Source organism: Saccharothrix espanaensis DSM 44229, assembly GCF_000328705.1.
GTDB classification, from domain to species: domain Bacteria; phylum Actinomycetota; class Actinomycetes; order Mycobacteriales; family Pseudonocardiaceae; genus Actinosynnema; species Actinosynnema espanaense.
Window position 1 is genome coordinate 3,496,037 of sequence record NC_019673.1, and the last position, 22,255, is coordinate 3,518,291.

The following is a 22,255-nucleotide window of genomic DNA, read 5'->3' on the forward strand; positions in this document are numbered from 1 at the left end:
TTCACGCTTCCCGGTCGATGAGGGCTTCGAGGTCGGCCAGCACCAGGTCCTCGACCAGGTCGGCGAGACAGGACACGGTGCGGGCGGTCAGCACGTCCCGCGGGGACAGCTCGACGGCGAACGCCGCCTTGGTCCGGGACGTGATGCGCAGGCTGCGGATCGAGTCGCCGCCCAGCGCGAAGAAGCTGTCCTCGACACCGACCCGGTCGACGTCGAGTTCGTCGGCCCAGATGGCCGCGATGGCCTCTTCGGTCTCCGTGCGGGGGGCGACGTACTCGGTGGAGGTGACCGCGTCGCGCTCGGGCGCGGGGAGCGCGACGCGGTCCAACTTGCCGTTGGCGTTGAGCGGCAGACGATCCAGTGCCACGAACGCCGTAGGAACCATGTGTTCGGGCAGCGCACTCGAAGCGTGACCGCGCAGTTCCGATACCTGCACGTCCCCGTTCGGCACGTAGTACGCCACCAAACGCTGTTCCTGCTCCAGCACAACGACCTGGGCGACGGCAGGATGCGCACCCAGGACGGTTTCGATTTCGCCGAGTTCGATCCGGAAGCCGCGGATCTTCACCTGCTGGTCCGCCCGGCCCAGGTAGTGCAGCTTCCCGTTGAGCCATTTGCCGAGGTCGCCGGTCCGGTACATGCGAGTACCCGCTGTGCCGTAAGGGTTTGCGAGGAACCGCGAGGCGGTGAGCCCCGGCCGGTCGAGGTAGCCCCGGGCCAGGCCCGGCCCGGCCACGTACAGCTCACCGGTCACACCCGGCGGTACCGGTTCGAGGTCGTCGTCGAGCACGTAGACGCGGAGGTCGGGGATGGGTTCGCCGATACTTCCGTCGGCCTCGGTGTAGGTGACGTGGACGGTGGTCTCGGTGATGCCGTACATGTTGATGAGGGCGCCGCTGCCCTGCCAGTCCTTGACCTTGTGCAGGTCAAGGGCCTCGCCGCCGAAGATCACGTACCGCGGGTCGGGCTGCTCGGGCACCAGTTGGTAGAACGCGGAGGGGGTCTGGTTGAGCACGGTGACGCCTTCGTCGCGCAGCAACCGGGCGAACTCGGCGGGCGATCGGGAGATCTCGTACGGCACGACGACGAGTCGTCCGCCGTGCAGCAGCGGGCCCCACAGCTCCCAGACGGAGAAGTCGAAGGCGTAGCTGTGGAACAGCGTCCAGACGTCGTTCTCGCCGAACCCGAACCAGTGACTGGTCGCCGAGAACAGCCGAATGACGTTGCCGTGCGGGATGACGACGCCCTTGGGCCTGCCGGTCGACCCTGAGGTGTAGATCACATAGGCCGCGTTGTCCGGCGTCAGCCGCACGTCCGGCGCCACCACCGGACATCCGGACACATCGGGCATCGCGTCGAGCACGGCCACGGGCTTCGCGTCCGCGATGGTGCCCGCGATCCGGTCGGCCGGGTATGCCGGGTCGATCGGCAGGTACGCCGCCCCCGCCTTCAGCACGGCCAGCACCGCCACGACCAGGTCGGCGCTGCGCGGCAGCACCAGCGCCACGAACCGCTCCGGCCCCGCGCCCAGCCCGACCAAGTGGTGCGCCAGCTGGTTCGCGCGCTCGTCCACCTGGCGGTACGTCAGGGAAACGCCCTCGAACGTGACCGCGGCGGCGTCCGGCGTCCGGGCCGCCTGGGCGGCGAACAGCTCGGGGATGGTCGAGGACGGCTCGCCGGCCGCCTGCCCGTTCCACTCGACCAGCACCTGCCGGCGCTCGGCCTCGGACAGCCACGGCACCCGCGCCACCGGCCGGTCCGGGTCGGCGACCAGGCCGACCAGCAGCGTCGTGAGCCGCTCGCCCAACCGGGCCACGGTGTCCGCGTCGAACATCGCCGGCTCGTAGCCGAGCAGCACGCCCAGCCGGTCCGCCGGGTAGACGGTGGCGCTGAGCGGGAAGCTGGTCATCTCGACCGCCTCCAGCTCCCGCAGGCCCATCCCGTCGGCGAGGTCGGCCGGGTAGTTCTCGAAGATCACCGCGCTGTCGAACAGCCCGGTGCCCGCCTCGACCCCGCTCCACGCCTGGAGGCTGGTCAGCGGGACGTGCTCGAACCGGCGCGATTCCGCCTGCGCCGCCTGGAGGTCGCGCAACCAGTCGGCGACCGGCCGCGCGCCGTCGACCTGGACCCGCACCGGCAGCGTGTTGATGAAGATGCCGGTGATGGCGTCCACGCCGGGCAGGTCCGGCGGCCGGCCGGAGACCGTCGCGCCGAAGCACACGTCACGCTGCCCGGACGACCTGGCCAGCAACAACGCCCACGCACCCTGCACGATCGCGCTGGGCGTGACCCGGTGCGCGCGGGCGAACTCGTAGAGCCGCGCCGAGTCCGCCTCGGTCAGCTCCACCGAGAGGCGGGCCGACGACGTCGCGGAGCCGGTGCCCGGCCGGTCGGCGGGCAGCGGCGTGGGGGAGTCGAACGAGCCGAGCACCTGCCGCCAGTGCCGTTCCGCCGCCTGGTCGTCCTGCGCCGCCAGCCACGCCACGTAGTCCCGGAACGGCCGCCGCTCGGCGGGCTCGCCCAGCACGTCGGACAGCACCTGGAACACGCTCCAGCCGTCCAGCAGCACGTGGTGGAAGGTCCACAGCACCCGCACCGACTCCGCCGACAGCCGCACGATCGCGACCCGCATCAGCGGCGCGACCCCGAGGTCGATCCCGGCCGCCTTGTCCTGCGCCAGCAACGCGGTCAGCCGCGCGGCCCGCTCGGTCTCGTCCAGCCCGCTCCAGTCGAGGAACGTGAACGGCACCTCGGCGCGCTCGTGCACGACCTGCAACGGCTCGCGAACGTCCTCCCACAGCACGGAACTGCGCAACACCGGCGTCCGGTCCACGACCCGTTGCCACGCCGCCGCGAACGCCCCGGAGTCCGGCACGCCGTCCACCACGAAGGTGGTCTGCTGGAAGTACACGCCCTGCTCGCCCAGGCCGTGGAACACCATGCCGGCCTGCATCGGCGTCAACGGGTAGGCGTCCTCGCCGGTGATCCGGTCGACCTGCTCCTGGGTGAGCCGCGCCAGCGGGAAGTCCGAGGGCGTCCGCCCGCCCGCGCCCGGCTCCGCGCAGTGCGCCAGGATCGCCCGCAACGCCACCGCGAACGCCTCGGCGAGCCGCTCGACCGTGGCGTCGTCGTGCACGGCGGAGCTGTAGTACCAGGAGAACTCCAACCGGTCGTCCTGCACCTTGCCGACGACGTCGAGCAGGTGCGGGCGCGGCATGTCCGGGTCCGCCAGCAGGTCGAGGTCCCGCTGACCGGTGAACCGCCCCAGGTAGTTGAAGCTCACCGCCGGGTCGCACCCCGGGCCGTCCGCCAGGTAGCGCAGCGCCCCGTACCCGACGCCGCGCCCCGGAACGGCCCGCAACTGCTCCTTGATCGACTTCAACGCCGAACCCCAGTCGCGCGGAACCTCCAGCGCCACCGGGAAGACCGTGGTGAACCAGCCGACCGTGCGGGACAGGTCGACGTCGTCGAACAGCTCCTCGCGCCCGTGCCCCTCCAGGTCGACCAGCACCCGGTCCCGACCGGTCCAGTCCGCCAGCACGCGCCCCAGCGCGGTCAGCAGGACGTCGTTGACCTGCGTGTGGTAGACCTCCGGCACGTCACGCAGCAGCGCCGAGGTCTCCGCCTCGGTCAACCGCACGCCCACCTCACGCGTCGTGGCGAACGTGTTCGCCCCGTCCCGGTCGACCGGGACCCCGTCACCGGACACCGCCGACCAGTAGGGCAGCTCGTCAGCGAACCCCCCAGCCACCGCGTGACCGTGCAACCTCCGAGCCCAGTCCCGGAAAGAGGTGGTCTTGGGTCCGATGTGGACCGGCGATCCCTCCACCACCTGCCGATAAGCCGTCATCAGATCCTCGGACAGGATCCGCCACGACACCCCGTCCACCACCAAGTGGTGCGCCACCAGCAGAACCGACCGCGCACCGAGCACCTCGGCCCGCAGCAACGGCTTCCCGTACCCGACCGCCTCGTTGAACTGCCGATCACCGTCGAACCGCATCCGCAACGCGTCGTGGTGGGCGATCAACGCCTCGACCGCCACCTTCACCGCGCCGACGTCCAAGTCACTGTCGAAGTCCACGACCAACGTCTGGTCGAACAACGTGGATCCGGTGCCCACGAACCACTTCTGGATCGGCGTGAGCGGGGCGTCGCCGGTGACCGCTCCCTGGTCCGTGACCGGCGGCAGGTCCCGCCGCACGTGCGGAGCCAGCGCCGCGATCGTCTGGTGGGCGAAGATGTCCCGCGAGGTCAGCACCAACCCGGCCTGCCGGGCCCGCGTGACGACCTGGATACCCAGGATCGAGTCCCCGCCCAGCGCGAAGAAGTTGTCCCGCACCCCGACCCGCGCCGCACCCAGGACCTCGGCGAAGATGCCGGCCAGCGTGGCCTCCACCGGCGTGCGCGGCGCGACGTAGACCCGAGGCTCCTCCGGCGGGGCGGGCAGATTGTCCCGGTCGAGCCGGGCCAGCCCCACGAACGTCGTGGGCACGCTGTGGGCCGGCAGCACCTGAGCCAGGAAGCCCTGCAACGCGGCGGGGTTCACCTCCGGCGTCACGTACGCCACCAGCCGCCGGTCGGTCGCCACGACCGCCGCGTCGGTCACCTCGTGGTGCCGCCGCAGTGCCTCCTCGACGGCCTTCGGGTCGACCCGCACGCCGCGCACCCGGACCGTGTCGTCCGGCGGGAAGTCCAACGCCACCAGCCGCCGCAACTCGCGATCGGGGTCCTCGACGACGTCGTGCAGCAACGTCTCCAGGTCGTCCGCCAGCACCTCGACCGTCGAGAGGTCGAACAGGTCGGTGTTGTACTCGATCGTCAGGGCCAGCGAGTCATCACGCGGCCAGAACTCCACCACCAGGTCGAACCGCGCGTTCGGGCGCGGCAGGTCGTGCTCGGCCACCACGAGATCGCCGAACCGGCCGTCGCGCACCAACGGCGGCTGCAACGCCACGACAGCCTGCACCAACGGCGTGCGGCTGGGGTCCGGGTCCACGCCGACCTCCGCCACCACCCGGTCGAACGGCACGTCGTCGTGCGCGAACGCCTCCAGCACGGTGTCCCGGACGTGGTCCAGGAACCCGGTGAACGGCAACTCGGGGTCGACCCACGACCGCAGCACCAGCGTGCGCACGAAGAAACCGACCGCGCGCTCCAGATCCGCGTGGTCCCGCCCGGACGTCACCGTGCCCAGCACGATGTCCCGCTGCCGGCTGCGTGCCGACAACAACACCTGCACCGCGGCCGTCAAGGTCATGAACAGGGTGGCGTCGTGCGCCCGCCCGACTCCGGCCAACCGCGCGACCAGGTCGGCCCGCAGCGGCCGCCGCAACACCGCTCCCGCCGAACTCCGCAACGCCGGCCGAGGCCGATCGGTCCGCAGGTCCAGCGCCTCCAGGCCGGCCAGCTTCGTCCGCCAGTACGCCACGTCCCCGACCGGTCGAGCCGCGTCCCACACCGCGAAGTCGGGGTACTGCGCCGTGACCGAGGGAGGCTCCTCCCCGGCGTACAGCGCGGCCAGCTCCTCCACCAGCACCCCGACAGACCAACCATCGGTCACGATGTGGTGCTGCACCAGCACCAGGACATGCTCATCGGACCCCGAAGCCGTCAGCACGGCCCGCGTCAACGGCCCTTGCCGAAGGTCGAACGGCACCGCCAGGTCCTGCGCGTCCCCGACAACCAACGGTATGGATCCCTGTGCCGCGACAACCTGCACCGGCACACCGTCCACGACGTCGAACGTCGTCCGCAGCGCGTCGTGCCGCTGTGCCAACGCATCCAACGCCCCGGCCAACCGAGGCACGTCCAGCGCCCCGGTCAACCGCAACCCGACAGCCGTGTTCTGCTCCGCCGTGCCGTCCAACGAGAACAACCGACGTTGCGCCGGCGACAACGGCAACGCCTGCCCGCGCGGCACCCGAGGTATCGGCGAGTGCACGGGCAGCGCCAGCGCCAACGCCTCCACCGTCCGGTGCTGGAACATCGCCCGCACCGGCAACCCGCCGAGGCGTCCCAACGCCCGCACGGCCAGGATGGAATCCCCGCCCAGCGCGAAGAAGTCGTCCTGCGCGCCGACGTGCTCGACACCGAGCACGTCCGCCCACACCTCGGCGACCCGCCGCTCCTCCTCGGTGCGAGGCGCGACGAAGTCCTCCGGAACCTCGCCCACGACCGGAGCCGGCAACGCCGCCCGGTCCAGCTTCCCGTTGGGTGTCAACGGGAACGCGTCGAGCTCGACGAACGCCGACGGCACCAGGTAGTCGGGCAGCGTGGCCGCCAGGCCCTCCCGCAACCCGTCCGTCGACCCCACCACGTACGCGACCAGCCGCTTCGGCTCGTCCCGGGGCACCACCACGACCTGGCGCACACCGGGGAACCCCGCCAGCACCGCCTCGATCTCGCCCGGCTCCACCCGGAACCCGCGGATCTTGACCTGGTGGTCGGCCCGCCCGACGAAGTCCATCGTGCCGTCCGCCGACCGCCGCACCACGTCGCCGGTCCGGTACATCCGCGACCCGGGCGGCCCGTACGGGTCCGCCACGAACCGCGACGCCGTCAACCCCGGCCGCCCCAGGTACCCGCGGGCCAACCCGAGCCCGGTGACGTACAACTCGCCCTCGTCGCACGCCGTGAGGTCCGCGTCCAACACGCGGACCACCGTGCCCGGGATCGCCTTCCCGATCGGCGGCGACGCCCCGCCGGGAACCAGCGCCTCGCTCCACGACGTGACCACGGTCGACTCGGTCGGCCCGTAGGCGTTGATCATCCGTCGCCCCGGCGCCCACTGCTCCACCAGGTCCGCCGAGCACGCGTCGCCGCCGACGATCAACGTCCGGAAGCGGGGCAGGGCCCGCCGCGGCACCGTGGCCAGCGCGACCGGCGGGATCAGCGCGTGGGTCACGCCGAACTCCTCGATCACGTCCGCGAGCTGGTCGCCCAGCAGCGGCCCCTCCGGCGGGACGACCAACGCGGCCCCGGCGGGCAGCGCCATGCACAGCTCCAGCACCGACGCGTCGAAGCTGGGGGAGGAGAACTGGAGCACCCGGTCACCGGGCCGCACGTCGAAGTGCAGCACCTCCGCCGCCGAGAACGCCGGCAGCCCCCGGTGCGTGACCACGACCCCCTTCGGCCGCCCCGTCGAGCCGGACGTGTAGATCACGTACGCCGGCTGGTCGGCGGAGATCTCCACCCCCGGGTCGACGTCCGGCCACCCGCCCACGTCGACCGGCCCGTCGATCACCAGCAGCGGCTGGGCGTCGTCGACCATGAACGAGATCCGCTCCGCCGGGTAGGCGGGATCGACCGGCAGGTAGGCCGCGCCGGTCTTGAGCACCGCGAGCCGCGCCACGACGTTGTCCACCGAGCGCGGCAGGGCGACCGCGACCACCTGTTCCGCGCGGGCGCCCTTCGCGATGAGCAGGTGGGCGAGCCGGTTGGCCCGCGCCTCCAGTTCGCTGTAGGTGACCGTCTCCGTCGCGGAGACGATCGCCGGCGCGTCAGGTGAGCACGCGACCCGCGCGCTCACCAGTCTCGGCAGGTTTTGGGCAGACGTCATCGCGAGCAGAGCCTTTCCTGGGTTGGTGCCGGGCCGCCGCTTACCCGCGACGAAGGACGTTCAAACGTGATTCTTCAGACCATTTCCGGGACCCGTCGGCGGGCCAGCCGGCCACCGATCTGGATCCACTGGATGCCGCCCCCGCGGGGGTCCCGCAGGAAACGGCCGGTCTGACTGGTGTCGCCGGTGTCGGAATCCCGCATCGCGAACACCAGCCCGTCGAACATCGACAGGTCCGCGAACGGCTCGCCGTCCACCGTGAGCTTGAGCACTTCCCGCTCCGTGGGCTGCACCGAATACTCGACATCACCGTTGACGAAGCTCCCGGTGCAGTCCTCCGGCGGCGTGATCGGGTCCCGCAGGGTGCCCAGCCCGTCGTAATCGCCGACCGGCAGACCGGCCTCCGCGAATTCCGGCACCAGGTCCCGCCACAAGGCGAACCCGCTGCTCCCGTTGGTGGTGAGCGCCACCACGGTGCCGTCCTCGGGATTGATCCGGAGGTGGCAGGAGGTGCCGTCGGCGGTGCCGTCGTGGCCGACCCAGGCCACCCCGTCGCGTTCGTAGAGCGCGAGCCCCAGCCCCCAGCCGTCGGCCATCCCGAAGGGTTCGGCGTGCCGTACGGGGGTCCGCATCAGCGCCAGGTCCGCCTCGTCCACGAGGTGCGGTGGCGTGCCCGCCAGCATGCGGCCGAACGTCACCAGGTCGGTGGCGCTGGCGGCGAGCGCGCCGGCCGGCGCGTCGACGAGTTCGAGCGACTGGCGCACCGGGACGACCCGGCGCTGCGGCAGGTTGACCGCGTGCCCGCTGACCACGCCGCGGTCCGCCTCGGGCCCCACGGTGAAGTGCGGGCGCAACCCCAACGGGCGCAGCAGGACCGCGTCCACGGCTTCCCACCAGGACATTCCCGTCGCCACCTCGATCAGGTGGCCGACCAGGACGTAGCCGATGTTGGAGTAGGAGAAGCCCGCGCCGGGGCTGTGCAGCGGGACCAGCGTGCGGCCCGCCTCCAGCGCGTGACGGCGCAGCGAGGTGGTGCGGACGTCGTCCGGGTCGGACGGGAGCCCGCCCGTGTGGCTGAGCAGGTGGCGCAGCGTCAGCGGGTGTTCGACGTCGGGCAGGGGGGTGTCGAGGTCGAGGTCTCCGTCCGAGACGAGGGTCATGGCGACGGTCGCGGTGAACGTCTTGGTGATCGAGCCGATCGGCACGGCCGCGTCCGCGGGCAGGCCGACCGAGGTCGTCCAGAGGCCGGCACCGGGTCGGTGGACGGCCAGCTGCGCGCCGGGCACGAGGTGGTCGCGCACGAGTCCGGCTAATCGTCGCGCGAGGTGATCGGTATCCATCGAAGGTCCTTTACAGGAATGAGCCCATTCGGCTTCGATCCAAGTTGACGGCCGTTCCAGGATCATCGCGACCGCCAAACGGAGCATCTGCGGAATATAGATTCCCCGGTTTGTCGAGACGTAACCACGCGTTCTTGGATTGATCTCCGCGGTTCACTCGAACGGCCTGGTTTGGACCAGTCAGTTCCGTAATGAGGGGACGTTTGCGAGGATTATTCGCACTCGCCTGGCATGGAGTTCTGTCAACGGGTAATCTGACCACAGGGTAACCCGCCGAAGGCTATTCAACCCAGCCCGGGGGTATTTCCGAAGATATCTCCAAGATCCCGTAACCAAAGCTCCACGGCCTCGTTTGCCGGATGTCAGCCGTGCTCCCGCGAAGTGACCCGCCGGTAGTGCCGAGCGGCCCGCACCCGGTTCCCGCAACCGGGCGAGCACCATTCACGTCGAGGGTGGTCCTTCACGAAGTAGAGGACGCACCCCGGCGCGTAGCAGGCCCGCAGCAGCGACCGCCGCTCCCCGCCGAACAGCTCGACGCCCTCCGCGGCGATCGCCGCCAACACCCGGACGACCCCCGGCGCGGCACTGGCGGTGCGTCGAACAAGCTCCCCGCCCACCACCTCAAGCTGCGGCCAAGCCGCCGTCTGCCGCACGGCCGCGTTCACCTCGGCGACCGCCCGCGCAAGATCACGGTCGCCCGAAACGTCCCGAGTGTCTTCCGTCACGACTCCGGCAAGATCCCGCAACGCCCGCCGCAACCCCCGAAACGCCTCAAGATCACACTCACCCACGTGGCCAACATCACCGCCAGCCACACCGGTCTCCCCGGCAACACCGGTTTCCTCGGCCGTGTCCCTCGCCAGGCCGACCCGAGAAGCTTCACCACCACGGCCACCTTCGCCCACCCGGCGGGCCTCACCACCACCGTCAACCCCATCGCCCCTGCCGACCCCGCCGCCACCTTCAGCCCCGCCGCCGGCGAGGTCGGCGGTGGCGACGCCGTCACCTTCAGCCCCGCCCGCACCTCGAAGCCACGCGACAAGACCGTCCACAGACGACAGGTCATCGTGCACACCTGACCGGTCCGCCCAGATGGTGTTCATGAGTCGGACGGGACGAGGCTCGTTGGGCGACACATCTAACGCTAACACGCACTTGCATCCGTTAGCATGTGGTTCTAACGTCAAAACCACTACTCAACCGTGAGAAGGATGCCGACGTGACCCCGGTCCCACCGTTCGACGAAGACTCCGCCCGCCGCAAGGTCCGGGCGGCGCAGGACGCCTGGAACACCCGAGACCCGCACCGCGTGGCGGCGGCGTACACAGAGGACTCCTTGTGGCGCAACAGATCCGAGTTCGTGACCGGCCGTCAGGAGATCATCGCCTTCCTCGCCCGCAAGTGGGAGCGCGAACACGAGTACGTTCTCCGCAAGTCACTCTGGGCTTGGACGCCCAACAGGATCGCCGTCCGCTTCCAGTACGAGTGGCACGACGACGAAAGCCAGTGGTGGCGCAGTTACGGCAATGAGAACTGGGAGTTCGCCGAGAACGGCCTCATGCGCCGTCGGGAAGCCAGCATCAACGACGTCAAGATCGCCGAAGCCGATCGCCGAATCGATCCGAACTCAACCCACGACCTACCGCTCGAATAGCACCGACTCGTCCCACTCAATACCCCTGCCGCGTCGTGTCATCCCCGTATGGCCCGCGCGCAGCGAACCGCGCTTGAGCAGTGAGTGCAAGCACGCCTTTCGCTTGCACTCACTGCTCAAGGGTGGTTGTCTTCAGACCGGGCCGTACGGGGATGACACGACGCCCACCGCACCAGTCATCCTTGGCGGCTCGCCCGTCCGGCGAGGACTCTTTTAGCTTGTTTCCGCAGGTCACCCCGCCCGCTGCCTTGCCCAGCCCGGCCGCCGGCCCCCGATCACCATTATCCCACGCACCACCGACAATTCGGCCGCCCACTCACACCCACACCACACCACACCGCACCACACCATACCCACACAACTATCACGCGTGAACGCGCATCCGTCAGTCGCGCTGAACCTTCAAGTGCAGCGATTCCATTCGCGCATCCAATTCCGCCGCGATAGCCGCCGTGTTGGTGAGTTCGTCCACAAATCCGGCTGGCACCTGATCGTCGTACTTGTAGTACAGCTTGTGCTCCAGCGTGGCCCAGAAGTCCATGGCTATGGTTCTCAACTGGACTTCCACCTTCACCTGCTCCACCCGGTCCGACAGGAACACCGGGATTCGCACGATCAGGTGCAGGCTCCGGTACCCGTTCGGTTTGGGTGTGGCGATGTAGTCCTTCGTCTTCAGGATCTCCACGTCGCTCTGCCGCGCCAGCATGTCCCGCACCCGGTACACGTCGGTCACGAACGGGCAGACCACTCGGACGCCGGCGACGTCGTCCAGGTGCTCCGCCGCCAACGCCAGGTCGGCCGGCAAACCCTTGCGGCGCAACTTGTCCAGGATCGCGTCGGGTCGCTTGACCCGTTGCGTGACGTGCTCGATCGGGTCGTGCCGGTGGACGAGGTCGAACTCCTCGCTGAGGATCCGGAGCTTCGTCATCAGCTCTTCGACCGCGAACTTGTAGACCAGGAGGGACCGCCGCAGCAGGTCATCCGCGACGCCGATGTCCATGATCCCCAGAATACCGGCCCCGGGCTCCGCTACGATGCAGGTCGTGAACACCCACTGGCACGTCGTTCTCCCGCCGCCCGCGGCCTGACGGGCGCACCTGCGGCCTCGTCGGCGGCACCTCGCACAACCAGCTCCTTGAACAGCTACCGAGAGGCATCCCGGGCACAGCTCCCGAACAGCCTCACGTAGCAGCTCTCCGAGCGACCTTGCGTAGCAGCTGCCCGAGCATGCCCTGCGGAGCGGCTCCGCCGAGCGGTACTCAAGGTTGTTCACCCGACCTGTTCCGTCGAGCTGCCCACCTCACCGCCCCGTGCGCCCGTTCGCGACCTCGTCACTTCCGCGAACGGAGAACCGTACCCGTGTCATCCGCTGTCGTACGAACACGTCTCGCCCAAGGCCCGCTCCCGATCCTCGCCGCCTGCTTCCTGTGGGGCACCACCGGCACGGTCAGTTCGCTCGCCCCGTCGTCCGCTCCCGCTTCAGCGGTCGGCGCGGCAGGTCTGGTGATCGGCGGCCTTCTGCTCTTCCTCACCGCCCGTGGCACTCGCGACGTGCTGCGCACCGCCGACCGTCGGCTACTTCTCCTGGGTGCCGTCACCGTGGCGGGTTACGCGCTCGCGTTCTACCCGGCCGTGGCACGTACCGGGGTCGCGGTCGCGACCACGGTGGCGCTGGCCACCGCGCCGATCGTGCTCGGCATCAAGACCCGCCCGCTGGTCACGCTCACCGCCGTCACCGGGTGCGCGGTCCTCGTGCTCGGCGGGGGCGATGCGCACGTCGATCTCGTCGGGGTGGCGTTGGCGCTGGTGGCGGGATTGTCCTATGCCGCCTACTCGGTGATTTGCGCGCACCTGATCGCCTTGGGACACCCGTCACGGGCCGTCGTGGGCACCGTCTTCGGCGGGGCTTCCGTGATCACCCTGCCGGTACTTCTCCTGCTCGGCGTTTCCTGGCTCGGCACCTACGGCGGTTGGGCCGTCGTCCTGCACCTGTCGGTGTTCACGACGTTCGTCGCCTACCTGCTGTTCGGCCACGGCCTGCGCCACACGACCGCCGCTTCGGCAACCACGCTCACCCTCGCCGAACCCGCCGTCGCCGCAGTGCTCGGCGTGCTCGTCCTGCACGAACGGCTACCGCTCGTCTCCTGGTGCGGCATGGCCTTGCTCGGCGTCGCGCTCCTCACCCTCGCCCGACGCTGAGCCCCGCCCCCAACCCGACGCCTCACACCCCACGTCTCACGCCCCACGTCTCACGCCCCGCCCCACCTCGCGACACCGCGGTCGAGCGGCGTCCCGGCACCTAGTCGGGCCGCCGCTCCTTCGCCCCGCCCAACCCGTACAAGATGCGCTGGATGATCTCCGGATCCACGTCCGGCTCGTCGCCGAGCTTCTCCGCCGCCGGCGAGCGGCGCGGCTCGCGTCGGGGGAGGGGCACCGCCGCGGCGCTCATGCCGGACGGCAACGTCAGCTCGCACCACACCAGCCGCCCACCGGCGGTCAGGTCGACCAGCCCGGCCCGGCCTCCGGCCAGTTCCGGCGGCAGCGCCACGCGGTAGCCCTCGACCTCGACCACCAGGTGGCTGCCGCTCAACCGCAGCCGCACCAGCAGGAGTCCGGGCGCACGCGGGTCCGCCACGTCGACCGCCGCGCCGACGAGCCGCCGCACGGTCTGCGCGGCCTCGTCCTGCATCCCGCGCAGCCGCCACTCGGTCAGGGAGAAGCGCACGAACATGTCCGCGACGTTGACCGCTGTGGGCAACGCGACGAGTCGAAGGTCGTCGACCTGCTCGGTCTGGGCGTTCACACCGGTCCCTCCTCGCCTGCGTCCGGCGCGTGTCGCGTCGGATAGTGCCATGAGTACAGCCCTTGTCACCCACGTGGTCTAGACCCCGTAAGCGGACCGTGTCCGGATCGAGTCACCTTGCTCCGGTCTCGACCTGCGACTCACGTCCTAGTACGGGGCTCGTGGGTCAACGGTTCACAGCTAGTCACGGCGGTGACCGGAAAAGTACCGAAATGCTAGGCCGAAGGGAATCTCAAGTTCCACCCGATCCAGGTACCACCCCACCCCGCACCACCCACCATCCCGCACCACCCACCACCGCACCGCGAGAGGCGTCCTCGCCCAACGCCGCACAGCACTCGTCCCCCAACACCGCGCAGCACTCAACCCTCAACGCCGCGCAGCGCGCGCCACCCCACCAGCCCACGCCCCACCAGCCCACCCCGCAGCTCACGAACCCGCCGCCCGCCGCCCCCAACCCCACGAACCGCCTGCCACACAACCGAGGAAGCGCCCGCAGCCCGACGACAGGAACGCGAAGAGGGCCCGCCGGTCAGTCGGCGGGCCCTCTCGTCGGTGCTCCTCAGGCCTGGAGCGCGGCCTCGATCTCCAGCAGGATCGTGATCTTGTCGCCGACCGCGGCACCCGCCGCGCCGCCGGTCACGCCGAACTCCTTGCGGCTGATCTCGGTGCTGGCGGAGAAGCCCGCGACCTTGGCGCCCTCGAAGCCGTCGCCGAAGCCGTTGAGCTCCAGCTCCAGCGTCACGGCCTTGGTGACGCCGCGCAGGGACAGCTCACCGTCGACGAGGAAGCCCTCGCCGTTGGCGCGCACCGCGGACGAGGTGAAGGTCAGCTCGGGGAACTTCTCGACGTCGAGGAAGTCCTCGCCCTTGACGTGGGCGTCGCGCGACTCGTTCTTGGTGTTGATGGACGCGGTGGAGATCTTCGCGTTCACCGTCGACTCCAGCGGGTTCTCCGCGGTCACGATGGTGCCCTCGAACGTGTCGAAGTGGCCGCGGACCTTGGAGACGCCCAGGTGGCGGACGACGAAGGAGACGTCGGAGTGCACCGGGTCGATGGCCCAGGTGCCCACGAGGTAGCCGGGGATCTGCGCAGTCTGCGAGGTCATGGTGTCCTTCTCGATCGGTCTGGTTGAACTCTCAACCGAACATAGCGCATCCTGGTTGAACTCTCAACAACGCCCGTATGATGGGAGCATGAGCGACGTGCGGTGGCTGAGCGCCGATGAGCAGCAGGTATGGCGTGGGTTCAGGACCGCCGTGACCAAGTTCACCGAGCACCTGGACCGGCAGTTGCAGCGGGACTCGGGGATGCCCATGGCGTACTACGAGATCCTCGTCGCACTGTCCGAAGCGCCCGAGCGCTCGCTCCGGATGAGCGAGCTGGCCCTGAACTGCCACTCGTCACGGAGCAGACTCTCCCACGCGGTGGCCAAGCTGGAGAAGGAGGGCTGGGTGGAACGCCGGGCGTGCGCGTCCGACCGGCGCGGCTCCGTCGCCCGGCTGACCGACCGCGGCTTCGCCGTGCTGGAGGCCGCCGCCCCGGGGCACGTCACCGCCGTGCGGGAGCAGCTGTTCGACGTGCTGACCCCCGCGCAACTGGCCTCCCTCGACGAGATCAGCCGCGCCATGGAGAACGGTTTGCAGACCGAGTGCGCCCAGGTGCGTGCCGAACTCGATGAATTCTGAACGGCCCGCGAAAACCGAATCGCGTTCCGCCTGCACAATCACACTCCTGCCCGACGCGACCTCCTCACGTCCCTCGCGCACCACCTGACACCCCGGCTGAACCCCTCCGGACCGCCCGACCCCCGGGATCCGAACGTCCCACGTCCGGGCCTGGTCACAGGCTCGGAGGTAACCCGACCGGGGAGGTGTGCGGTCCGATGTGGACGCATCCGGCCGAGGGGCCGTTGGGCCGAGCGGAGCATGTTGCCGGCTCTCGCCGGAAATGTCGTACCACCGCGTTAACATCCGCGCCGTGGGGTTGAAGCTGGGTGGAATTGCGCGCCGGGTGATCGGCACGGGTCGACGTGAGTCGGCCAGTTTCGGCGCGGCCGTGCTGGGTGTGCTGCTGTTGGCCGGAGCCGCTTTCGGTCAGGGCATCGCGCGCACCGCCGTCGACGTGACCGACGGCCTGACGTGGCTCAACGACGACCAGCGCGGCGAGGTCGTCCAGGTCAACCCGAGCTCCGGCACACCTCAGACCAGGCTCCAGGTCAGCGGCGGCGACGCCCAGCTGGAGATCGCGCAGTCCGACGACAAGCTGATCGTGCTGGACCGGCGCACCGGCCAGATCACCGTGGTCGACCTGGCGACGCTGCTGGCAAGCGGCCGCCGGCAGGCCCCGCCCGGGTCGACCGCCAAGGTCCTCATCGTCGGCGACCGCGTGTTCGTGATCGACCGCGCCGCCGGCACCGTGCACAACGCCGACCCGGTGACGCTGGCCGACATCGGTGACGCGTGGCGGGTCGGCCAACCGCTGGCCGACGTCGTCGCCGACGACAACGGCGTGGTGTGGGCCGTCGACCACGGCGGCAACCTGCACGCCCTGGAGTGGAGCGACGAGGACAACAGGTTCCGCGAGCGCTCGAACCGGCCCGTGCCCGGCGCGGGCCCGCGCACCGCGCTGGTTCCGCACGAGCGCGGCGTGACGCTGCTCGGCCTGGAGGGCGGCGTCGTCGTCCGCGACGGCACGAACCGCGACCTCACCGCCAACACCTCCTCCCTCTCCGGCGAGGTCCTCGCCGCGCAGACCAGCCCGACCGGCCTCACCCCGGCCGCCGTGCCGGACGCCGGGACCGTCGTGCTGGTGTCCGACAACGAGGTGATCCGCGTCGACATGGGCCGGTTCTCCTGCTCGCGGCCGGGCCGGCCCGCCGTGTTCCGCGACCGCGTCTACGTGCCGTGCCGCGGCGGCGGCAAGGTCGTCGTGCTCGACCGCTCCGGCGGGCGCGGCGCGGAGGACGTGCGAACCTCCAACACCGGCGACCCGGAACTGGTCTTCGACGACGGCAAGCTGTTCATCAACACCCCCGGCGCGGACTCCGGCGTGATCGTCGACTCCGACGGCCGCACCCGCAGCGTGCAGGTCCGCAGCCCCGACCTGCCGGTCACCGACCCGGACCGCACGCCGATCCCGACCGTGCCCAGCCCGCCGCCGCCGCGCCCGGACCCGACCACCCGGGACACCCCGCGCGGCGGCCCGAACGGCGCCGGCCCGACCACCACCACCACCGACGCGCCGGTCACCACGCCCAGCGCCGGGCAGACCGGGGTCGCGCCGGGCCGTCCGCCCGGTGTCACGGTCAGCCAGGCCGCCAACAGCGGCAGCGAGGTCGCCGTCCGGGTGACGTGGGGCGCGGCCGCCGACAACGGCGAGCGGATCGACGGCTACTCGGTCACCGCGACCGGGGCGTTCAGCGGCGGCACCAAGACCTCGCAGGTCGCGGGCACGTCGACGGACCTCACGCTGCCCTGCGCCGGCACGTCGTTCTGCACCAGCGGCCGGGTGGACGTCTCCGTCACCGCCTACAACAAGCTGGGTGCGGGCGAGGCGGGCACCGGCACGTTGACCGTGCGGCCACCGGTCGTCGCCCCGACCACCACCACGACGACGGTCCCGCCGGTCGTGCCGCCGACGACCACGACCACCACCGTCCCGCCGGTGATCCCACCGACGACGACCACCACCACGACGACCACACCGCCCCCGCCGAGCCTGCCGACGGCCGGCGCGGTGGTGATCACCGGCCTCACGCAGAACGGCGACATGTTCTCCCGCCAGGTCACCATGGCCCCGCCGCCGGACTGGGCGAACCACAACGGGTCGTGCGAGGTCGTCAACCTGACGTTCGGCGGCTCGGAGGCCATCGCCTGCAACGCCACCTCGGCGACGATCTACGTGGACGTGGGCATGAACCAGATCGTGGTGCGCGCGCACGCGGCCGGCGGCGGTGCCTCGGTCGACTCGAACGTCCGCTCCACCCGGGTCATCGACCGCGAGCCGTGCCCCGGTGGCACGATCTGCCAACCGCGCCGCCTGCCGTCCCAGGAAGCACCCCTCGTGGGCGGCGGCATCGGCCTGCTCGCCACCGCGTGGCTGCTCCGCATCCGCAACCGGCGCAGGCGCGCATGACCTCCGCGCAGCGCAACCAACCCGCGCCGCAGACGGCCCCACCCGGCCGGATCCTCGACGCACCGGGTCCGCGACACAACCAGATCTGCGACCCAACCGGATCCGCGATGCAATCGGATCTGCGACGCAACCGGATCCGCGACGCGAACGGATCTGCGGGCGAAGAGGCGAATCTCCGGTGGAACGGCCGACAAGGCGTTTCGGCGGCCGTACGTCGGCGGCGTGCGGTCGGATCGGGTGACTGAGGGGTACGGCGAACAGTGACGACAACGGCAGTTCCGGCCATCGGCGAGGATGAGATCGCCGCCTTCCGCGCCCTGCACGGCAAGCTCGGCGACGCGGTCGAGGCCGCCGTGCGCGGCAAGCGCGGTGTGGTCGACCTCGTTCTCGTGTCCATGTTCGCCGGGGGTCACGTGCTGCTCGAAGACGTGCCCGGCACCGGGAAGACGACCTTGGCGCGTGCCGTCGCCGGGGCGCTGGGCGGGGTGTCCCGGCGGGTCCAGTTCACCCCCGACCTGCTGCCCTCGGACGTCACCGGCACGTCCGTCTACGACCCGCAGACCGGCGAGGTCCGGTTCCGGCCGGGTCCGGTCTTCGCCAACATCGTGCTCGCCGACGAGATCAACCGCGCCGCCGCCAAGACCCAGTCCGCGCTGCTCGAGGTGATGGAGGAGCGCACCGTCACCGTGGACGGCGTCGCGCACGCCGTGCCCGCGCCGTTCCTCGTCGTCGCCACCCAGAACCCGATCGACCTGGACGGCACCTACCGGCTGCCCGAGGCGCAGCTGGACCGGTTCATGCTGCGCACGTCCATCGGCTACCCGACCGCCGAGCACGAGCTGGACGTGTTGCGGCCGGGCAGCGGCGCGGGGTTCGTCGGCGCGGTGCCGACCGTGTCCAACCCGCACGTGGTCGCCGAGTACGGCCGCCGGCTCCAGTCGCTGCACGTGGCCGAGCCGATCCTGCGCTACATCGGCGAGCTGGGCACGGCGTCGCGCTCGGACGACCGGCTGCGGCTCGGTGCGAGCACGCGCGGGCTCAAGGCGCTGGTGCGCTGCGTGCAGGTGTACGCGGCGGCGCAGGGCCGGCACTTCGTCGTCCCCGGTGACGTGCAGGCGCTGGTCGTGCCGGTGCTGGCGCACCGCCTGGTGCTGACCCGCGAGGCCCAGCTGGCCGGCACCACCACCGAAGAGGTGCTGGCGGACGTCCTGTCGGGCGTCGCGGTGCCCCGACCGTCCGCGCGATGACCAGCGCCGGGCCTGCTCGCCCCGCGACGACCAGCGCCGGGCCGGCCGTTCCCGCGACGACCAGCGCCGCGTCTGCTGTCCCCGGGACGACCAGCGCCCGGCTCACCGCCCGCGCGACGACCAGGGTCCGGCTCACCGCTCGCGGTCTGGGTGCGGTCCTGGTCGGGGTGCCGTTGGTGGCGTTCGGGCTGTGGTGGAGCTACCCCGGTCTCGCGGCCCTGGGGCTGGCGCTGGTCGCGCTCGCCCTGGCCGGCGTGCTGTCCGTGCTCTCCCGCGCGCAGGTCAGTCCGAAGCGGACGGTCCGGCCCCGGACCGTGCAGCGGCTCGGCACGTGCACCGGGACGATCGAGCTCACCGGCACCAGCCGGCGGTTCCCGGTGCTGTTCGACGCGACCGACGAGGTGGCCGGGAACGTCGTGGCGGTCGACATCCCGCCGCTGCACCCCGGCCAGAGCACGAAGGTCGAGTATCCCATCCCCACCCACACCCGAGGTCTGCTCCGGGTCGGCCCGCTCACGCTGAGCAGGCGTGGCCTGGCCGGTCTCGCGCACGCCCGCACGGTCGTCGGCGACGTCGTGGACGTGCGGGTCGTGCCGCGCGTGCTGCCGGTGCGCGGCCTGCCCGGCGGGGTTCGGCGCGGTCACGTCGGCGCGGACGAGCGGGTCGAGCGCGGCGGCACGGACCTGGTGGGGCTGCGCGAGTACGTGCCCGGCGACGACCTGCGCCGGCTGCACTGGGCGACCTCCGCCCGCACCGGCACGCTGATGATCCGCGAGGACGCCGACCCGGCCCGCCCGCACCTGGCCGTGGTGCTGGACGACCACGCCGACGGCTACCCCGACCCGAAGGACTTCGAGGACGCCGTCGAGGTGGCGGCGTCCCTGGTGACGGTGGCGATCGCCGAGGGGCACCCGGTGCGGCTGCTGTCCGCGTCCGGCTCGGTGGACGTCGAGCTGCCGCCGGGCGCGGTCGACGCCGACGCGTCCGCCGTGCTCGCCGCCCTCGCCGACCTGACAGCCGCGCCCCAACGTCCCGCCGTGCCGCGCCCGGTGCCGATCCGCGACCTCGACGTGGTCGCGGTGGTGGGCGGGGCCGGTTCGGACCTGTCGGCGTTGACGTTGGAGGCCGGGCGCGCGTCGGTCGGCGTGGTGCTGGCCGTCGACCCGTTGCCGGACGTGCCGATCTCCGCCATCGGCACCGTGCTCGTGCTGCGCGCGCCGAAGGCCGAGGCGCTGCTGTCGGCGTGGAACACGGCGGTGTCCCGGTGACGGCGCGGCTGAGCTGGTCGGCTCGGCTGAGTTGGACGGCGCGGCTGTCCTGGTCGGCACTGCTGATCGTGGTGGCCGCGATCCACCTCGGGGCGGGCTGGCAGGGGTGGTTGCCGTCGGTGGTGTTCGCGCTGTCGGCGCTGGTGGCGTTCGCGTGCGCGCCGCTGCTGCGGTGGTCGAAGGTGCCGACCGGGCTGGCGTTGTTCGGCGTGCTCGTGCTCGCGCTGACCGCCGGGTACTGGGTGGCCCGCGACACCGCCGAGTCCGCCGACCCGACCGCCGTGCTGCTCGACCTGGTGCCGCGCGTGCTGACCGCCGCACGGCCCGCGCCCGCCACCCCCGAACTGCTCGTGCCGGGTGCGCTGCTGACCTTCGCGGTCGCGTTCGCGGTGGCCGTTTCCGTTGCCGGCAGAGGACGTTCGCTGCTGGCCCCGGTGATCGGCACGGCCCTGCTCTACACCGGCACCGCGCTGCTCACGGCCGGCGGCGCGGACCGGAACGGCCTGGTCGCCGTCGGCCTGGTCGCGCTGATCGCGCTGGGCTGGCTGCTGGTCGACCGGCTCGAAGCCGGCGGCCGGGTGCTGCTCGGCCTGCCCGCCGTGCCGGTCGCGGTGGTGGCGCTGCTGGCGGCGCTGCTGCCCGCGACCGACGCGTTCGAGCCGCGCGAACTGGTCGAGCCGCCGGTGACCGACCTCGGTGTGGCCAGTCCGCTGCCGCAGCTCGCGTCGTGGGCGAACCTCGGCGACGTGGAGCTGTTCCGGCTCAAGGGGCCGGAGCGGGCGGTGCGGCTGGTCGCGCTGTCGGACTACTCGGGCGCGGCGTGGCGCGCGGCATCGCTGTACGGGCCACTGGGCGCGGTCGCCGCACCGGACCTGCCGCCGGGCAAGCGGGTCGAGGAGGCCGAGATCGAGGTGACGATCGGCGAGCTGGGCGGGAGCTGGGTGCCCACGGTCGGCCGACCCACGTCGGTCACGCTGGACCGGGCCGTGGTCGACCCGAACTCCGGTTCGCTGGTGCTGCCCGACGCGCTGACCCCGGGCCTGACCTACCGGTCGCGCGGCGTGGTCGACGTGCCCGACGACAACGACCTGCTCGCCGCCACCGTGCCCACCGACGGCCGGTCGCGCCGCTATCTCGCGCTGCCCGGCCTGCCGTACTCGCTGGCCGAGTACGCGCGGCAGATCGCGCGGAACGCCCGCACGCCCTACGAACGCGCGGTCGCCATCGAGCAGGTCGTGAAGACCGGCCGCACGCCCGACGCGCAGGCCCCGGTGGGCTCGTCCTACGCTCGGCTGGAGCGGTTCCTGTTCGGCAACCCCGGCGAGCCGGGGGCCAACGCCGGCACCGCCGAGCAGTTCGCGTCGGCGTTCGCCGTGCTGGGCCGGGCCGTGGGCCTGCCGACCCGGGTCGTGGTCGGCTTCCAGCCCGCGTCGGGCGAGGAACGGGTGGTGCGCGCCGCCGACGCCACCGCGTGGCCCGAGGTGTACTTCGACGGCTGGGGCTGGGTGCCCTTCGACCCGGTGACCGGCACGTCGTCGGGCGGGTCGAGCGCCGCCGCGAAGCGCGAGGTGCTCGACCGGCTGGCGTCCATCACGGCCACCCCGACCACCGCCCTGTCCGCACCGCCGCCGTTCGTGCCGCCGACCGACGTCCCGCAGGCGCAGGCCACGGCGCAGTCGTCGCGGCAGTGGGTGGGGCTGCTGGCGTTGGCCGCGATCCCGTTGCTGGTGGTGCTCCTGCTGGGCGCGCTGCGCGCGGGCCGCCGAGTGCGGCTGCGCCGGGCGGGCGCCGCCGGGGCGTGGGACCACGTCCTGGACCTGCTCCTGCTCTCCGGCCGCGCCCCGCGCCGGGACCGGACCGCCCCCGACATCGCCCGCGACCTGGCCCTGGCACCCGCGATCCGGCTGGCGGACCTCGCCGACCGCTCCGCGTTCGCCCCCGAGCGCGGCGGCGTCTTCCGCCGCCCACCACCGGGCAGCACCGCGACGCTCGACCAAGCCGACGAAGCCTGGCACCTGGCCCGAGAGGTACGCGCCGGCCTCCGCAAGGTCGTCCCATGGCACCGCCGCCTGTTCTGGCCCATCGACCCCCGCCCCCTGTGGCGCCGCTGACCTCCCCGCCCCGCTCGCTCCCCGCCCCGCTCCTCCCGACGCACACGCTCCACCGCTCACTGATTGCCGCACGCACGCACGCGCTGCGCCCGCTCGGCGATGCCCGCCGGCTCCGCCGTCGTGCTGGACCGGGC

At 71.6% G+C, this 22,255-nt stretch carries 12 protein-coding genes and 1 pseudogene; 7 read left to right on the top strand and 6 right to left on the bottom strand.

Annotated elements, in window-relative coordinates:
- Window position 1 precedes the first annotated feature (1 nt).
- The 3 genes and pseudogenes from BN6_RS15855 to BN6_RS48765 all read right to left on the bottom strand — a co-directional run.
- Window positions 2-7,543, bottom strand: a pseudogene (locus tag BN6_RS15855) (amino acid adenylation domain-containing protein); the annotation flags it as partial.
- A gap of 92 nt (window positions 7,544-7,635) precedes the next feature.
- Window positions 7,636-8,901, bottom strand: a complete 1,266-nt coding sequence (locus BN6_RS15860; RefSeq protein WP_063641807.1) for a serine hydrolase domain-containing protein — start codon at window positions 8,899-8,901, stop codon at window positions 7,636-7,638.
- Window positions 8,902-9,263: 362 nt separating this feature from the next.
- Window positions 9,264-10,004: a CGNR zinc finger domain-containing protein gene (locus tag BN6_RS48765; RefSeq protein WP_084672666.1), complete on the bottom strand. Its 741-nt coding sequence runs from the start codon at window positions 10,002-10,004 to the stop codon at window positions 9,264-9,266.
- Window positions 10,005-10,120: 116 nt separating this feature from the next.
- Here BN6_RS48765 and BN6_RS15875 point away from each other — a divergent pair, with 116 nt between their 5' ends.
- On the top strand, window positions 10,121-10,555 hold the full coding sequence (locus BN6_RS15875) for a nuclear transport factor 2 family protein (protein WP_041312899.1): 435 nt from the start codon (window positions 10,121-10,123) through the stop codon (window positions 10,553-10,555).
- 385 nt (window positions 10,556-10,940) lie between these two features.
- Here the strand turns inward: BN6_RS15875 and BN6_RS15880 are convergent, their stop codons facing one another.
- On the bottom strand, window positions 10,941-11,555 hold the full coding sequence (locus BN6_RS15880; RefSeq protein ID WP_041312901.1) for a GTP pyrophosphokinase: 615 nt from the start codon (window positions 11,553-11,555) through the stop codon (window positions 10,941-10,943).
- Window positions 11,556-11,914: 359 nt separating this feature from the next.
- Between BN6_RS15880 and BN6_RS15885 the strand changes: the two genes are divergently transcribed.
- A complete protein-coding gene (locus tag BN6_RS15885) occupies window positions 11,915-12,754 on the top strand; it encodes an EamA family transporter (protein WP_015100680.1) in 840 nt (279 codons plus the stop codon).
- A gap of 100 nt (window positions 12,755-12,854) precedes the next feature.
- Here the strand turns inward: BN6_RS15885 and BN6_RS15890 are convergent, their stop codons facing one another.
- Together BN6_RS15890 and BN6_RS15895 are read right to left on the bottom strand one after the other, a co-directional pair.
- Entirely contained in the window at window positions 12,855-13,358 is a 504-nt protein-coding gene (locus tag BN6_RS15890; RefSeq protein WP_041312903.1) for a hypothetical protein, read from the bottom strand.
- Between the two features lie 562 nt (window positions 13,359-13,920).
- Window positions 13,921-14,466 carry a YceI family protein gene (locus tag BN6_RS15895; RefSeq protein WP_015100682.1) on the bottom strand — a complete coding sequence of 182 codons (546 nt, stop codon included), beginning with the start codon at window positions 14,464-14,466 and terminating at the stop codon, window positions 13,921-13,923.
- An 88-nt stretch (window positions 14,467-14,554) separates the two neighbouring features.
- Between BN6_RS15895 and BN6_RS15900 the strand changes: the two genes are divergently transcribed.
- The 5 genes from BN6_RS15900 (at window position 14,555) to BN6_RS15920 (ending at window position 22,121) form a co-directional block, all read left to right on the top strand.
- Window positions 14,555-15,046, top strand: a complete 492-nt coding sequence (locus BN6_RS15900; protein ID WP_041312904.1) for a MarR family winged helix-turn-helix transcriptional regulator — start codon at window positions 14,555-14,557, stop codon at window positions 15,044-15,046.
- Window positions 15,047-15,338: 292 nt separating this feature from the next.
- Entirely contained in the window at window positions 15,339-17,495 is a 2,157-nt protein-coding gene (locus tag BN6_RS47835; RefSeq protein ID WP_197540276.1) for a fibronectin type III domain-containing protein, read from the top strand.
- Window positions 17,496-17,755: 260 nt separating this feature from the next.
- Window positions 17,756-18,742, top strand: a complete 987-nt coding sequence (locus BN6_RS15910; RefSeq protein ID WP_015100685.1) for an AAA family ATPase — start codon at window positions 17,756-17,758, stop codon at window positions 18,740-18,742.
- Window positions 18,739-20,010: a DUF58 domain-containing protein gene (locus BN6_RS15915; RefSeq protein WP_084672667.1), complete on the top strand. Its 1,272-nt coding sequence runs from the start codon at window positions 18,739-18,741 to the stop codon at window positions 20,008-20,010. The genes BN6_RS15910 and BN6_RS15915 overlap by 4 nt, the downstream gene beginning before the upstream one ends.
- Entirely contained in the window at window positions 20,007-22,121 is a 2,115-nt protein-coding gene (locus BN6_RS15920) for a DUF3488 and transglutaminase-like domain-containing protein (protein ID WP_015100687.1), read from the top strand. Before BN6_RS15915 ends, BN6_RS15920 begins: the two co-directional genes overlap by 4 nt.
- Window positions 22,122-22,255 lie beyond the last annotated feature (134 nt).